Consider the following 14,981-nt stretch of genomic DNA (forward strand, 5'->3'; position numbering starts at 1 on the left):
CCTGCGCCCTCACTCCGGGGGTGTCGTCTCCTCGCGGATGACCTGCTGCGCGACCCGGAAGGCGCTGCTCGCGGCCGGTACACCGCAGTAGACGGCCGCCTGGAGCAGTACTTCCTTGATCTCGGCCGGGGTGAGGCCGTTGCGCAGGGCGGCCCTGAGGTGGGGGGCGAGTTCGTCCGTGTGCCCGCCGGCGACGAGGGCGGTGAGCGTGACGCAGCTGCGGGAGCGCCGGTCCAGGCCCGGCCGGTCCCAGATCTCGCCCCACGCGTACCGGGTGAGGAATTCCTGGAAGTCCCCCGAGAACGCGTCGGCCTGCGCGAGGGCCTGGTCGACGTGCGCGTCGCCGAGCACTTCGCGGCGGACCTTGAGCCCCGCGTCGTACGGGTCGGGCCGCCCCTGCCCCTGGCGCGGTACGGCGGCCGGGGCGATCTCGGCGACGGGCGCGGTCTGCGCCGGCGGCGCCAGGGCCGGCTGCGCGGGTGCCGGTGAGGCCACCGGGGCGACGGGGGCCGGGACGGGGATCTGGCCGGTGGAGGCGGTGTCGTGCGGGGTCTGCCAGGCGGTGGTGAAGTGCCGTACCAGCAGGTCCGTGACGGCCGCGGGCTGCTCGACCGGGACCAGGTGGGAGGCGCCGGGCACGACGGCGAGGCGGGCGTCGGGGATGCCGGCGACCAGGGTGCGGGCCTCGGCGGGGCCGGTGACCTGGTCGTCGGAGCCGACGAGGACCAGGGTGGGGACGCCGACCCGGCCCAGCTCGCCGCGCACGTCGAAGGCGGCGAGCGCCTCGCACGCGGCGATGTAGCAGCCGGGGTCGGTGGTCCGCACCATCTGAACGGCCCACTCGGTGATCGCGGGCTGGGCGGCGGCGTACCCGCCGGTGAACCAGCGCTCCGGCGAGCTGCGGGCGATGGGGTCGAGCCCGTTGGTACGGACGATCACGCCGCGCTGACGGAACTCGTCGGCGGTGCCGAAACGGGGCGAGGCGGCGATCAGCGCGAGGGAGGCGAGGCGCTCGGGATGGCGCAGGGCCAGCTCCATGCCGACCGCACCGCCGAACGCGCAGCCGGCGTAGCCGAAGCGCTGCACGCCGAGTCCGTCGAGGGTGGCGAGCAGCCGCTGGGTCAGCTCGGTGACGGACCCCGCCGGGCGGGCGGGGGCGCCCCCGTGCCCCGGCAGGTCGAACCGGAAGACCCGCCAGTGCTGCGACAGCTCGGGCACCTGGCGGTCCCACATGTGCCAGGTGGTACCCAGTGAGGGACCCAGGATCAGGACCGGAGCGTCTTCCGGCCCGTCAAAGCGGTATTGCAGGGTGTTCGGCGGTGTCTCACTCACGCCCCGCACCCTCTCACGTCTCACAAAAACTCACACAGCCGGGGGAAGCCGGCCGGCCCGATGCATCCGCGGCTCGGCCCGTCAAGCACTGCCGACGGCCTCATCGATCGAATCCAGGCCTCTCAGGGGGCACGGGCGCAGACCCCCGATCCCTCCCTGGGCCAGGCCAGCGACGCCTTCGTCGGCCTGCGCCGAGCCGCCCCAGTACTATGCCGCCCTGATGTCACCCCGTCCCGGTTCCTGCACACCCGGACGCAGGCCCGACTCGGGGCGCCCAGTGCCTGTGCCTCTTCCAAGGCGGTGCGGGCCTGACGGTCTTCGCGTAGACGGGCGTGCCCGCGGGCCTGTGGGCGAGCGGAAGCGAGGGCGCGAGGAAGGGATCGGCACCCTGAGCCGGATTCGTCAGGAACGGCGGGCGCAACGTCATGCGCTGGTGTAGTCGGCCAGCCATCCGGTCGCCCGGTAGTCGCCGCGCCACGAGAACAGCGCCGCCCCGTCCGCCGGATGCCTCCCGACCCGGCCTTCCCCACTGTCCGTGGTCGAGTACGTCGTCTCACCGCGTCGCACCACATGCACCTGGTACTCGTGGCCGACCCACGTCGTGAAGGTTCGGCGGATCGGGGCACGCACGACCGCCCGGCCTGCGCGCACCTCCCATTCGTTCCTACCGACACGCTCGCGCAACAGCGCCGCGTACGACGACGGGTCCAACCGATTTCCGCTCGGCGGTGTCCTGGTGTCCCAATCCGGGTGCCTCAGGCCCCGGTCACGGGCGGCAGCCCACATCGAGGGCACCTCTGCGTTCGCGTGCACGGGGGTAGCCATGTTCTCGCACATCCACAACAGCCGTCCGCTGCCGCGAGGGGGGCCACAACGTCGCCAACGAACCCGGCGACTCAGATCAGCAGCCACTATGGCCACCCAGGGGTGAACTGTTCCCGGATATCCCTGGGAACCCAACCAGTGCAGATAGCGAGGAGCGTCCTCAAGAACCGGGCGCAGGACGGAATGCGGAACACCGGACACATCAGACCCGGGGGTGACGAACGCATGCGGACTGTTCGCCGCCGTCAGCAACGCGGCGCGTGCGAGGTCCCCAGGAGCGTAGGGCAGCTGGAACTCCTCGGCTGCGACAGCCGAGGTTCGAGCCCCGCCGGACGACTTCCCCCTGTTGTGGAGCAGGAGAGCCACCGCGGGCTTGAGATTCTCCCCGATCGGCGCCCTGGCCAGCTTCGGCACGAGCGTCGACAGCATGGCGATCAGGGTTTCCTCGGCGGTGTCCGCATCACGGGGAACCGCGGTCCGGGCGAGCGTGGACCGCAGCTGGTGTCCGATGGCGGTGGGCACCATCACGCGGGTGGTCAGCACGCCGAGTTCTGTCGGAGCAATGCCGTCACGAGCGCCGTCCTCGTCGGTGTGACGGCAGTAGTCCGCTCCGACCAGGAATTTCAGTGCCCGCGCCAACGGCTCGGTGGTGTGGTTTCCCTGATGCTGGGCGAAGGTACCCGACCACCAGTCCGTGGCGTCGCCCACCGTACGGACGCGTCCCCGGACCATCTCGGCCAGTACATGGTCCGCGAGGCTCGAGTCGATCTGCGAGTCCACCGTGTATCCGCCGGCCAACTGCTTCTGCCAGTGGCGCTTCTCCGCCTCGTCGACGATCATGAACGCCCACCCCGCGTTCTCCCCCTCCCCGAGACGGCCCGCCCTGCCGAACATCTGCTGGACGGTCGCGATGTCGACGTCCCGCATGCCGATTCTCGTGTCCCGCACGACCACGGCCCGGGCAGGAAGATTCACCCCGGCAGCCACCGTCGAGGTGGCGACGAGCACATCCGTGCGACGCTCCCGGAAGGACGACTCGGCTTCCCTCTTGTACTCCCAGTCCTTGTAGTGCAGTCCTACACGCGCCGCTTCGCAGACTCTGCGCACGCCCTCCAGATCGTCGGGACGGACACCTGCGGTGGACACTCCCCTGCTCGCCGCGATCGCCAGCGCCGTACTGCGGACGCTGTACTTGCTTCCGCAGAACACCAGCACGCTCCCACCGTCCGAAGTGACCGTGGCCACGATGCTGTTGGTCATGCGGGTGCGTGCCGCCTGCCCGAAGCTCCAGTCCGAGGACGCCGGTATGGCCGGCAGCTGCCAGGTCAGGCGGTTCGGGCGCCAAGCGATGTGGATCAGACGGGCGTTGAGCCAGCCGGCGACCTGCTCGGCATTGGACACCGTGGCGGACAGGCCGATCACGCGTACCTGTGAGTCCTCGTCGCGGACCCTGGCCAGTACGGCCTCCAGCACGGGGCCACGCTCGGGGTCGCCGAGCAGGTGCACCTCGTCCACGATGAGGCACCCCACCTCGGCCAGCGCGTCACGCAGCGAGGAGGTACGGCACAGGACTTCGAACTTCTCGGTCGTGGTGACCCACAGGTCCGCCCGGCGTACCTGGTCCACGTCGATGCTGAACTCACCCGAGAGGCGTTCGATCCGGAGCCCCCGCCTGCGCCAGGCCGCCAGCTCTCGCTCCAACTCGTCCGTGAGCGACCTCTGCGGCACCAGCCACACGGCCTTGCGTCCTTCGTCGACGACGGCCCGCAGCGCTCCGAACATCCCGATGGTGGTCTTGCCCGCGCCGGTCGGCGCCACGACCAGGAGATGCTCCTTGCTTTCCAACACTTCGGGTGCGGCCTGGGCTTGAGCCGGATTGAGCGTGTCGTGCGGCAGAAAGGGGACCCAGGAGGCAGGCACCGCCTCCTGGGTCTTCGTCACCTGCGCTGCCGCCTCGGTCTGCGGGGCGTGTGCCCGCCACATCACATCGAAGGCGTCCTGAGCCACCGCGGCATCAGGCCCCTCCCGGTGCGTCGGACCGGTCCGCCCCGAGTAGGCCACCCCGGTCCGCACGGTCAGCCCGCCCGCACCCGCGTCAGCCGCGGCACTGCGGACCAGTTCCTGTTCCATCCAGTACTTGACCGCGCGAACCTCCGCGCCCTCCTGCGTCAGTCGCTCACGCAGCGACGTGAAACGCCTGTCGTCCGGCAGCAGGACGCGTACATCGGTGCCCGCGGCGACGTCGGCCACGGATGCTTCCGGATCGTCGGTCTTCAGCCAGTACAGCGGACGACCCTCGTGGTCTGAAGGGTCATCCGCGACCTGGGAGGCCGAGGCGGGAGGAACGGTGTCTGACATGCCGTGCCCAACAGTACTACCGGGCGCCGACGGCTTCCCCGGCTCGCCGTCAGCGCCGGGCCTCGGCCTTGACGTAGCGTGCCAACCGGGCGATTCCCTCGTGGATGTCGGCCTGTGAGAGGTAGCTGACGGACAGCCGGAGCGTGTGTTCCCCGCCGCCTCCGGGATAGAAGTAGGACATCGGTGTCCAGATGACGCCGAATTCCTCAGCCGAGCGGGTCAGCGCGGCATCGTCCGCGCGGAACGGGACGTCGACGGCCAGGAAGAAGCCTCCGTCGGGTCTGTTCCAGCTGATGCCCAGCGCGGCCCGGTCATCGCTCGGGAAACACGCGTCGAGCTGCCGGAGCGTGGCCTGCATCGCCTCCCCGTAGTAGGCGGCCGTCTCAACGTTGAGTTCTGAGGTCCTGCCGCCGGCAGCGAGCAGCATCCCTCCCACCGCGGCCTGGCTCAGTGGAGAGGTGTTCACGGTGACCATGCTTTTGATGCGGGTGAGCTCGTCGGCCAGCAGACCGGTGTTTCCCGCACGGTCGACGACGGCCTGGTCCGCGACGGCGTAACCGACGCGTGCCCCGGGGAAGAGGGACTTGGAGAAGGAGCCCAACTGGACGACGTGCCGTCCTCGGTCGAGGGACTTGAGGCTCGGCAACTGTCGTCCGGGGCTGACCATCCGGTAAGGGCTGTCCTCCAGGAGGAGGATGTCCTCGCGGGCCGCGAGTTCGAGGAGTGCACGACGTTCTTCCAGGGGCATGGTCGTGCCTGAAGGGTTCGAGTGGTCGGGAACGACGTAGAAGGCACGGGGCCGGCGTCCCTGCGCCCGCTCGTCCCGGATCGCCGCTTCGAGATCGGCACAGCGGAAGCCGTCCTCCGCCTCTGCGACCGCGGTCATCTCGACGTCGAGCAGCCGGGCTACGCCGGTGATGCCCACGTAGCACGGACTGGCGGCCATCAGCACGTCATCGGGGCCGGACATGAGGGCACGCACCACCAGGAGCATCGCCTCCTGACAGCCCACCGTGACCACGATGGACTCGGGTGGCACGTCGATGTGCTCGTCCTGACGCAGGGAGTCGGCGATCAGCTCGCGGATCTGCCCACTGGTCGGTCCGTACTGGAACAGCGTTTCGCGGACCTGGGCGGGCGACTTCCCGTTCTCCTCCAAGTGCTTCAAGTAGCGACGGATGTGCTCGAACATCTGCTCGATGTCGAAGAATCCGGCGTAGGGGCGGCCCGGCGCGAAGGAGATGGCGTCCGGATAGCGCTGGGTGATTTCGTTGAGGAAGTTCATGGTGTCCAGGACCGGATCCGAGACGCTGGCGTGCAACTCCTCCTTCAGCAGTCCGGAGGAGTTCACCGCCCGGGGTGCCGCGAGCGGGGTACGCCGTTCGCTTCCGTAGGCCAGCTCGGGTCCGGCGTCGGCGACGAACCGCGTTCCCGTGAGCGCCATCACGTCGGCCAGTTCGTCGATGACGATGTCCAGGACCCCGGCCACTCCGTCCCGCTGCGCCACGGCCAGACCATGGAGGACGGGACGCCCCAGGAACACCGCGTCGGCCCCCAGAGCGAGCGAGGTCAGGACGTCGCTGCCGCGGCGAATGCCTCCGTCGAGGATGACGGGGCAGGCTCCGGCCACTTCGGAGGCGACTTCGGGCAGGGCCTCCAGGGTGGCTGGGGCCTGATCCAGTTGCCGCCCTCCGTGATTGGAGACGATGACGCCGTCCACCCCCGCCTCGATCGCCCTGCGTGCGTCGGCCGCCGAGAGGATGCCCTTGAGGAGGATCGGCAGGGGGCTGACGGAACGCAGCCATTCGACCACGGACCAGTCAAGTGCTGCATCGAACTCCGCGCGAGCGTGGCCGCTGGGCGAGGAGAAGTCGGCACCGGAGAGATTGGCCGGCGCGATCCCCGTCGGCAGTCGGAAGCCGTTGCGCACGTCGCGCAGCCGACGACCGAGGCGGGGGGCGTCCACGGTGACGACCAGCGCCTCGAAACCGGCCCGCTGTGCGCGGCCGATCAGTTCCCGGGTGGTGGCACGGTCGCGGAAGCAGTAGACCTGGAGCCAGAGCGGCGCGGTGGTCACGGCGGCGATGTCTTCGAAGGTCCGCCCCGCGAAGGTGCTCACCACGAGCGGGACCCCGGCCGCCCCGGCGGCCGAGGCCGTGGCGACCTCGCCCTCCGGGTGGGCCAGGGTGTGGTAGCCCATGGGCGCGACCGCGACCGGCGCCGCCCAGCCGCGGCCGAGGACACGGGTCCGGGTGTCCGGCTGGGCGACACCCGCGAGGACCCGCGGGCGCAGCCGGGCCTGATCAAACGCTTCCAGGTTCCGGGCCAGGGCTCGTTCCTCCCCGGCCCCTCCCTCCAGGAAGTCCCAGACCGCGGGATCCATGGCCGTCTGCGCCAAGCGGGCGTAGTCGGCCAGCGTGAGCGGGTCGGCCGCGGGGCCTTCGTGTCTCATTCGATGGCCAGCCGCTCTCGTTCCACCGCGTCGTAGAGGGCCCGGATGTTGGCGCTGCCGAATCCCCGGGACCCCTGCCGCTGTATCAGCTCGTAGAAGAGCGTGTTGCGCTCGTGCGGGGAGCGGCTGAAGAGCTGCAGGAGGTAACCCCATTCGTCGCGGTCGGCCAGCACTTGTGCGGAACGGAGCTCCGCGATCTCCTCACGCAGGCCCGACATGCGCTGTTGCAGCTTGTCGTAGTAGGCGTCAGGAGTGCTGAGGAACTGCACTCCCCTCTCCCGGAATTCATGGACCGCCGGGAGGATGGCGTCGACGAGGAACGCGAGGTGCTGAACCCCTGGAGCGCCGTTGCGCTCGAGGAAGCCGTTGAGCTGGCCGGGCCCCTTCGACAGGTCCGGCGCGACCAGAGTGAAGGTGACTCCGCCGGAAGGACTGCGCACGACGATCGAGTCCATCGCGTGCTCGCCGACGTCCACGTACTCGGAGGAGTACCGGGCCAGGCCGAAGGCGTCGTGGTAGAAGTCGGCGTACTGCTGGAGGGTGCCCCCTTCGAGGCAGATCGCCACGTGGTCCAGCAGCCGGACGGGGCCGGCCCGCCGGCCGGTCTCCTCCGGGACCTCGACCCAGTTGTGCCCCGGGGGCAGGCCGTTCGCCGAGTCGTCCGCCAGAGGGAGAAGGGTGTGCGAGACGCCGCCGAATCCGGAAACCGTGGGGATTCCCTGCTGGACACTGACCGTCCGGGCACCAGCCGCCACGGCCGCGGCGAACGTTTCACCGACGTCCTCACACGTCATGGCGATGTTCGCAATACCTTCCCCGTGGCATTCCAGGAATTTCCAGGTCGCCGTTCCCATGGTGATGAGCAGGCGTACGTCGCCCTGCTGGAGCATCACGGAACTTCTGTCGACCCCCACGGATTCCGCAGTGCGCGTAAAGCCCATCGAGGAGACGAAGTAGTCTGCTGCGGTCCTCTTGTCGTTCGTGTACAGCTCGACATACGCAACGTCTCGCACAGCCATGGAATTCCCCTTCTGTACGGCGGACAGTCCCTACGGTTCGGTTACCAGCGCCATTCCTGCTGGCCGTACAGATGACCCGCTTTGATGCCGCGATCCGCACACCAGGTCATGAACTCTTGGATCTGCTTGATCTGGTACGTGTCCTCGTTGTACGTGGTGGCCATGACGTGGCCCAGCCAGGGCTCCTCGCCCATGGCGTACACATAAGCCTCGCCGGCTCCGAGTTCGGTCATGATCGCGGCCGCCTGCTCGGCGTTCGAGCCCGAGAGCTTTCGCGACCTGCTCATCTTCTTCGTGACCGGCTTGGTCAGAAGCGCCTGGTAGAGCCAGGTCAGCGGTGCGCCATCACACTCCATGCCGAGGAAGGCGATGTCGGCCGTGCCCAGGTGCTGGCGGATGTAGCGGTAGAGCATCGGATCGATACCCGAGGAGTCCGCCCCGACGAAGGCCGAACGGCCGGCCAGTTCCACCCAGTACGTGGACTTGCTGCGGATGTCGAGGTCGCAGTGCTCGCCCAGGAAGGGAGTGGCCACCACCTTGCCGCCGGGGAAGGGGATCTCGTCGTAGTCGTCGGCTTCGATGACCGGGAATCCGAGTTTCCTCAGATAGAGGCCGATCGATGGGTCCTCCAGGTTGCCCCGGGACGAGCGGGGGACCACGATCGTCCCGATGCGGCCGCGCAGCTGCAGCAACGTCTCCAGCACGATGTGGTCCTGGTGACCATGAGTGATCAGCACCAGGTCGATGAAGTCGGGGAGGTCGTCGAGCGTGTACCGGTCCCCCATCGAGTTGTCCGCGCTGATGAACGGATCCGTGACCACGGCGCCTTGGGGCGTCTGGAGCACAAGGCACGCGTGCCCGAAGTAGCGGATTCTCCCGCCGTTCTCGATGTGCCGGTCCTCGGCCAGGCTGGGGGTCTCGCTCAGCAACCCGCTCAACTGCACGGCCTGGGCGTCGTTCAGCTCCAGCTCTTCCCGCAGCCGGTTCAGGGTCGTCGGCCGTACCCGGCTCTTGAAGAGCGCCTCCAGGCCCGGGTGGCGGAAGGGTATGGGCAGTTCCAGTACGTCTGGCGACGACAGCCGCGGGGTGCTCAGGATGAACGGACGCTCTGTGCCGGGCTCCAACGACAGCTGCACCGACTGCCTGTCCTCGGTGTACGCAGGGCTCTGGTAGACGAGCGGCTCGATGAACCGTACGGCTGCCTGGTTGTCGGTGTCGTAGGCCAGCTCCACCACACCGCCCAGCTCGGCGGGCAGCTTGGGATACAGCGGGGTGAGATCGAAGCCGGTCGCGTTGCTCCGCAGGATCTCCTGGCCCTGTGCGATCGCTTCGGCGAACCGCAGCATATCGGCCCGCTCCTGCTTGATCTGGTCGAGCAGTTCCCGCACTCGGTCGCTCTGCTCAGCGGGTATGTTGACGAAGAATCCGCCACGCAACTCCGGATTGTTACTGGCTTCGATATGCACCTGCGGCGACTGCAGATACGACTCCAGCATGGGCACCTGCAGGAACGTCAAATTCATCGCCGCCTGCACCGGTGCGACGGTGTGGAACCAGGCGTAGAACCGGTCCACCAACGGTTCGACTATTGCCCTCGACCGCAGAAACATCGGCACTTCGGACATCGACGTCCTACCTCCCCGGATAAACATGCAAGACATGATGCTCAAGGCGCCGATGGACATACACGCGCCGCAGTACAGGTTGCGCTCTTCACCAGCACTATGACGCGCCGCGGCCTCGTAGAACAAGACTTGCCGACCTTGAACAGCGGCCATGAGCGATCTTGACAACCCGGCGAGTGCCGCATCTTCCCCGTACGACAACGGCGCCGTTCAACTGCCGCATCACCGCAGTTGAACGGCGCCGAGGCCGCCACACGCCATTCCCCCATTTCATCGCCACCGGGGGAAATAGGGGTTCTGTCAGGCCTCGCTCCAGCCGTGCTTCTCACCGAACTTCAGCAACTCGTGGCGGATCTCGAGGAGCTGCGCCGCTGTCAGCCACGGGCCCGCCTTCAGCAGAACCTCGGTCACCTCGGAGGTGAACTCCTCCGAGGTGAGCACGTCACACATCGGTTCCTCCCCGCCCGCAGTCTTGCCGGGGTCCACCCGTTCCGCACCCGACGAGACCGGCGCCCCGTCCGCCGGTACCACGGGAGCCGGAACCACCGACGCCGGCGTCGGCGCGGCAGGGACCGCCGCCTCGTGTCCCGTTTGCGTCGAGTGCCGGACGGAGGACGCCTTCAGACCCCGGCCGCCGTCCTCGACCTCGAACTCCACCCTGAGACCGGGACGCACCTCGGTCTCCGGTATCAGCAGGTCGTTCACATGCAAGAACACATCCTCGCCGCCCGATTCAGGAGCGATGAAGCCATACCCCCGGGTACCGTCGAAACGAACCACACGCCCAGAAATCATGCCAACCCCTAACAACCTCGGGCCCTTTGCCCGAACAGCTTGCCGGATGGTAGGTGATCAGGGTGCGCGATGACATCCGAACCCACTTTCGAACCATCGCACTCGAACGGCGTCATCCTTGATCGTCACGGCCCTACATCGCCAGGATGACCTGGCCCGCAGGTTACCTCCCCGGTCTGATGCCGCCCCTCTCCCCGCGCCTTTAGATTCTGTCCATGACCACTACAGACAACGCCGATCAGGTTGTCGTGCGGCTCGACGGCGTCCGCAAGGAATTCGGGGAATCGATCGCACTCGACGGGGTGTCGCTGGAGATCCGCGCGGGTGAGGCGGTCGCGGTGATGGGACCGTCGGGCAGCGGCAAATCCACACTGCTCAACATGGTTGCCGGACTGGACCGCCCGACGTCCGGAAGGGTGGTGGTCCACGGCGAGGATCTCGAGGGCCTCGGAGAGAAGGAGCTGGCGCTCTTCCGGCGCCGCCGCATCGGCATGATCTTCCAGTTCTTCAACCTCCTCGACGACCTCCCCGCGCTGGACAACGTCGCACTCGCCGCGCAGCTGACAGGCACACCGGCCAAGGCGGCACGCAAGCGTGCGCTGGAGCTCCTGGGTGAGCTCGGTATCGCCGACCGCAAGGACATCTATCCGGCGGCGCTCAGCGGCGGCGAGCGCCAGCGGGTCGCCGTCGCCCGAGCCCTGATGAACCGTCCCGCGTTGCTGCTCGCCGACGAGCCGACGGGAGCCCTGGACAGCCGCTCCGGCGACCAGGTGATGGATCTGCTGATCGATCTCAACACCATCGGTCAGACCTTGCTCATGGTGACGCACGACGAACGCCTGGCGATGCGCTGTGCCAGCCGGGTGATCGAGTTCGCGGACGGCAGGATGGACAGTGAGCGCACCCTGGAGCGGCACGTATGACAGCCGTATGGCGGGCCGCACGCGCGGCCGTGGCACGGCGGCGGCTCCAGACCGTCGTCGTCGGTGTCGTCGTCCTCATGTCCACCACGTCGATCGTCGTAGCTCTGGCGCTGCTGGACTCCGCCTCCGCCCCCTTCGACAAGGCGTTCGCCGAACAGCGCGGCCCTCACGCCGTGGCCACGTACAACGCGGCCAAGGTCTCCGACGAACAGCTCACGGATGCGGCTCGCCAACCGGGGGTCGAAGAGGTCGCCGGCCCCTTCGGCCAGGCGGTCCTGGACATCCCCGAGGGCATCGCTCCCGGCACGGATGGCCCTCAGTCCGTGGTGGGCCGGGCGGAGCCGGGCGGACCCCTGGACCGGGTGGACCTGTGGAAGGGCCGTTGGGCCACCGCTCCCGGCGAGATCGTGCTGAACCTGTCCGCGCCCAGCCAGAGTCTGCTCCCCTTCGGTTCCGGCGGAAAGCTGTCCGCGCCTCTCGGCGGGAAGATCGAGATCCCCGGGCTGCCGACGCTCACGGTGGTGGGTTTCGCGCACAGTCTGAGCAATACGGCCGGCGCGTGGGTCACCCCCGAACAGATCGACGCCCTCCACCCGACGTCCACGCAGATGATGTACCGCTTCGCCGACTCCGCGACGGAGGCCGACCTGAGGGCCGCCATGGCCTCTGTGACGAAGGGCCTGTCGAAGGACTCACTCGTCGCCGCCCAGTCGTACCTCGTCATCAAGGACGACATCGCCGCGGGTCCGGGCGTGTACACACCGTTCCTGGTCGCCTTCGGCGGCCTCGGGCTGCTCGTGGCGGTGCTGATCGTCGCCAATGTGGTGAGCGGAGCGGTCATCTCCGGCGTCCGGCACATCGGGGTACTCAAATCCCTCGGTTTCACCCCGCACCAAGTGGTCGCGGTCTATCTCGTGATGGTCCTCACCCCGGCGGTCGTCGCCACCGTGTCGGGCACCGTCATCGGCTACCTCGCCGCACAGCCGCTGCTCAGCACGGCGTTCCGGGGAATGGGTCTCGGTGACATCGGCATCAGCCCGTGGGTGGTCATCACCGCTCTGCTGGGCATGCCCGCCGTCGTCGCTCTCGCCGCGCTCGTACCCGCATTGCGCGCGCACCGTCTTTCCCCGTCCGAGGCACTCCTCGCGGGCAGCGCTCCGCACACCGGCCGTGGCCTGCGCATCCAGCGTCGGCTCAGCGTCAGCCGGTTGCCGCGCTCCGCCAGCCTGGGCCTGGGGCTGCCCTTCGCTCGCCCCGGGCGAACAGGGCTGACGGTGGCGGCCGTCCTCCTCGGAGTGACCACCACCACCTTCGCGACGGGTCTGTCGACCACGGTGACGAAGTACGCCGATGCCACCTCCAGGGCCGGAGCCGTCCAGGTGACGGTGCAGCCGGGCACCGCGAAGTTCGGCATGACGGAGTCGAAGCTGAACACCGCCCAGACGGAGGCGAAGCTGCGGTCGCTTCCCGGCGCGGCACACGTGACCGCCCAGCTGGTCCTGCCGGTCTCCCTCACCGGATACACACAGGGCGTCAACGGCTATTTCTTCCGCGGCGACCACGTGACGCTCGGTTATCAGAACACCCTCGTGGAGGGACGCTGGCTGGAGAAGGCCGGCGAGATCGTCACCACCTCGGAGTTCCTGAACAAGCGGAAGCTGGAGGTGGGTGACAGCATCACCCTGGAGACGAGCGGCGGCAAGGCCCGCGCCGAAATCGTCGGCACGACCATGGCCGCCAACGACTCGGTGTTCTACGCGAACTGGCAGACGCTGAACCAGCTGGGGGCGACATACGACCCGCACGAGATCGAGTACCAGATCCAGCTCGCGCCCGGCACCGATGCCGCCGCCTACAGCTCCGCGGTCAAGGCAGCCGATCCAGGGCTCTACCCGAGGGATCCGTCCACCGACGGCGGCTCGTTCCAGGTGACCATGGTCAGCTTCTCCACCGTGCTGGCCCTGATGCTCGCGACGGTCGCGGCACTCGGAGTCTTCAACACCGTCGTCCTCAACACCCGCGAGCGCCGTCGCGACCTGGGCATGCTGAAGTCGATCGGCATGACACCACGTCAGGTCACCGTCATGATGCTGACGTCCATGGCCGCTCTCGGCGTGATCGGCGGGCTGATCGGTCTCCCCCTGGGAGTGATCGCGCACAGCCAGATTCTTCCGATGGTGACCGATGCGGCACGGGTCGACATCCCCGATGCCCTGCTCGACGTCTGGCACGCACCAGGACTGGTGCTGCTGGCCCTGACCGGCGTGGTGATCGCCATGCTGGGCGCTCTGATCCCGGCGAGGTCGGCGGGGCGGCTCACGATCGCGGAGGTGCTGCGCAGCGAGTGACCGCCGGCGGGCGACGGCCGCGCTCCGCGGCCCCTCCGAAGCACGGCCCCCTGGAAGCCGACGACGTCCGCGTTGTCGGCTTCCGCGTTTCCGGCGTGTGCACGGTGGGGCTCAACAAACGTTCCACCAGGAGAAGTCACCGTGCGAGGATGACGCGGCCAGAACGCCGTCGAGCCTCGTCCGGACCTCCGGCCCCTCCAGCGCCCTCGTCTTCCGCGCACGCCCAGCAGACCCTCGCGTCCTTGCCCCAAAGGGGAGCCCCCATGGAGAACGCATCGACACCGCCTCCCGCCGTGGACCAATCCGCCGCCGACGCCACCGGGACGCCCCGGCTCACCAGCGCCGACGTGCACCGCGCCGAGCGGCGGCTGACCGGGCGGCTCTGGCGAACGCCCGTGATCCGCAGCGACCAACTGGACGCGCTGGTGGGCGCGAGACTGTGGCTGAAGGCGGAGAACCTGCAGCGGAGCGGGTCCTTCAAGGTCCGCGGCGCGCTGCTGGCCGTCGAGCAGCTGACCGCCTCGGGCAGTCATGGAGTGATCGCGCAGAGCACCGGCAACCACGCCATCGCCGTCGCCCTGGCCGCCCGTGAGTACAAGCTGCCTTCCGTGGCGGTGCTGCCGTCCGACGCCGCCCCGGGCAAGATCCGGCGCGTCCGGGACGCCGGCGCCGAAGTGGTGCTCGCCGGCACGCTTCTCGCCGATCGGGTGGCCAAGGTGGAGGAACTGCGCCAACTGTACGGTTACGACGTGGTCGATCCGTACCAGAACCCCCACGTGGTCGCCGGACAGGGAACTGCCACGGCCGAGCTGATCAGCCAAGTGGCCGCCGACGGAGGCCGGCTGGACGCCGTGGTCGTACCCATCGGCGGCGGCAGCGCGATCGCGGGCGCCAGCCTGGCCGCGGACGGTCACGGACTGGCCGTGGTCGGAGCCGAGCCGGAGGCCGTGCCCGCGTTCACGGCCGCGCTTCGTGCCCGGGAGCCGGTGACGGTGCCCGCGCACCACACGATCGCCGACGGCCTCCGCCCCGATCGCATCGGCGGCCTTCCCTTCGCGCTGGCTCATCGGGCCGTCGACACGGTCATCACGGTGTCGGAGTCAGCCATCGGCCACGCACTGCGGACCGCTCTTCTCGACGCCCGGCTGCTCATCGAGCCCGCCGCCGCCACCGCGCTCGCCGCCGCCCTGGAGTACGCGTCGGGCCCCGTCTCGGACGTCGGTGTGCTGCTCAGCGGCGGAAACGTCGATCCGAGCCTCGTCCGCTCGATCATGGCGGGGCGCGGCGGCCGCGGTCAGTAGACC

The 14,981-nt window shown here is 68.8% G+C and carries 9 protein-coding genes; 3 read left to right on the forward strand and 6 right to left on the reverse strand.

What is annotated here, in order from left to right; genetic code table 11:
• Positions 1 to 9 precede the first annotated feature (9 nt).
• The 6 genes from pcaC to ACFW01_RS34335 all read right to left on the reverse strand — a co-directional run bounded on the left by pcaC (position 10) and on the right by ACFW01_RS34335 (position 10,406).
• On the reverse strand, positions 10 to 1,332 hold the full coding sequence (gene pcaC, locus ACFW01_RS34310) for a 4-carboxymuconolactone decarboxylase (RefSeq protein ID WP_384510195.1): 1,323 nt from the start codon (positions 1,330 to 1,332) through the stop codon (positions 10 to 12).
• Between the two features lie 423 nt (positions 1,333 to 1,755).
• Positions 1,756 to 4,515 (reverse strand): DEAD/DEAH box helicase, encoded by a 2,760-nt coding sequence (locus ACFW01_RS34315; RefSeq protein ID WP_384510198.1) that lies wholly within the window; start codon positions 4,513 to 4,515, stop codon positions 1,756 to 1,758.
• Between the two features lie 49 nt (positions 4,516 to 4,564).
• Entirely contained in the window at positions 4,565 to 6,967 is a 2,403-nt protein-coding gene (locus tag ACFW01_RS34320; RefSeq protein ID WP_384510201.1) for an aminotransferase class I/II-fold pyridoxal phosphate-dependent enzyme, read from the reverse strand.
• Positions 6,964 to 7,986 (reverse strand): 4-hydroxyphenylpyruvate dioxygenase, encoded by a 1,023-nt coding sequence (gene hppD / locus ACFW01_RS34325; protein ID WP_384510205.1) that lies wholly within the window; start codon positions 7,984 to 7,986, stop codon positions 6,964 to 6,966. The genes ACFW01_RS34320 and hppD overlap by 4 nt, the downstream gene beginning before the upstream one ends.
• Positions 7,987 to 8,027: 41 nt before the next feature.
• Positions 8,028 to 9,647, reverse strand: coding sequence for an MBL fold metallo-hydrolase (locus tag ACFW01_RS34330; RefSeq protein ID WP_384510220.1), 1,620 nt, complete (start codon positions 9,645 to 9,647; stop codon positions 8,028 to 8,030).
• A 264-nt stretch (positions 9,648 to 9,911) separates the two neighbouring features.
• Positions 9,912 to 10,406 (reverse strand): cold-shock protein, encoded by a 495-nt coding sequence (locus ACFW01_RS34335; RefSeq protein ID WP_384510208.1) that lies wholly within the window; start codon positions 10,404 to 10,406, stop codon positions 9,912 to 9,914.
• A 215-nt stretch (positions 10,407 to 10,621) separates the two neighbouring features.
• Between ACFW01_RS34335 and ACFW01_RS34340 the strand changes: the two genes are divergently transcribed.
• The 3 genes from ACFW01_RS34340 to ACFW01_RS34350 all read left to right on the forward strand — a co-directional run bounded on the left by ACFW01_RS34340 (position 10,622) and on the right by ACFW01_RS34350 (position 14,978).
• Positions 10,622 to 11,329: an ABC transporter ATP-binding protein gene (locus ACFW01_RS34340; RefSeq protein ID WP_384510211.1), complete on the forward strand. Its 708-nt coding sequence runs from the start codon at positions 10,622 to 10,624 to the stop codon at positions 11,327 to 11,329.
• Entirely contained in the window at positions 11,326 to 13,677 is a 2,352-nt protein-coding gene (locus tag ACFW01_RS34345; protein WP_384510214.1) for an FtsX-like permease family protein, read from the forward strand. The genes ACFW01_RS34340 and ACFW01_RS34345 overlap by 4 nt, the downstream gene beginning before the upstream one ends.
• A 263-nt stretch (positions 13,678 to 13,940) precedes the next feature.
• The gene (locus tag ACFW01_RS34350; protein ID WP_384510217.1) at positions 13,941 to 14,978 is read left to right on the forward strand and encodes a threonine/serine dehydratase; all 1,038 of its coding nucleotides are present in this window, start codon (positions 13,941 to 13,943) and stop codon (positions 14,976 to 14,978) included.
• Positions 14,979 to 14,981 lie beyond the last annotated feature (3 nt).

This window comes from Streptomyces sp. NPDC058985, assembly GCF_042740985.1.
Classification (GTDB): domain Bacteria; phylum Actinomycetota; class Actinomycetes; order Streptomycetales; family Streptomycetaceae; genus Streptomyces.

What these genes read in the sequence shown, in the direction of transcription:
- ACFW01_RS34340 (WP_384510211.1), top strand. Translation starts at nt 10,622, where the DNA reads ATGACCACTACAGACAACGCCGATCAGGTTGTCGTGCGGCTCGACGGC.
- ACFW01_RS34330 (WP_384510220.1), bottom strand. Translation starts at nt 9,647, where the DNA reads ATGTCTTGCATGTTTATCCGGGGAGGTAGGACGTCGATGTCCGAAGTG.
- ACFW01_RS34350 (WP_384510217.1), top strand. Translation starts at nt 13,941, where the DNA reads ATGGAGAACGCATCGACACCGCCTCCCGCCGTGGACCAATCCGCCGCC.
- ACFW01_RS34320 (WP_384510201.1), bottom strand. Translation starts at nt 6,967, where the DNA reads ATGAGACACGAAGGCCCCGCGGCCGACCCGCTCACGCTGGCCGACTAC.
- ACFW01_RS34315 (WP_384510198.1), bottom strand. Translation starts at nt 4,515, where the DNA reads ATGTCAGACACCGTTCCTCCCGCCTCGGCCTCCCAGGTCGCGGATGAC.
- hppD (WP_384510205.1), bottom strand. Translation starts at nt 7,986, where the DNA reads ATGGCTGTGCGAGACGTTGCGTATGTCGAGCTGTACACGAACGACAAG.
- ACFW01_RS34335 (WP_384510208.1), bottom strand. Translation starts at nt 10,406, where the DNA reads ATGATTTCTGGGCGTGTGGTTCGTTTCGACGGTACCCGGGGGTATGGC.
- ACFW01_RS34345 (WP_384510214.1), top strand. Translation starts at nt 11,326, where the DNA reads ATGACAGCCGTATGGCGGGCCGCACGCGCGGCCGTGGCACGGCGGCGG.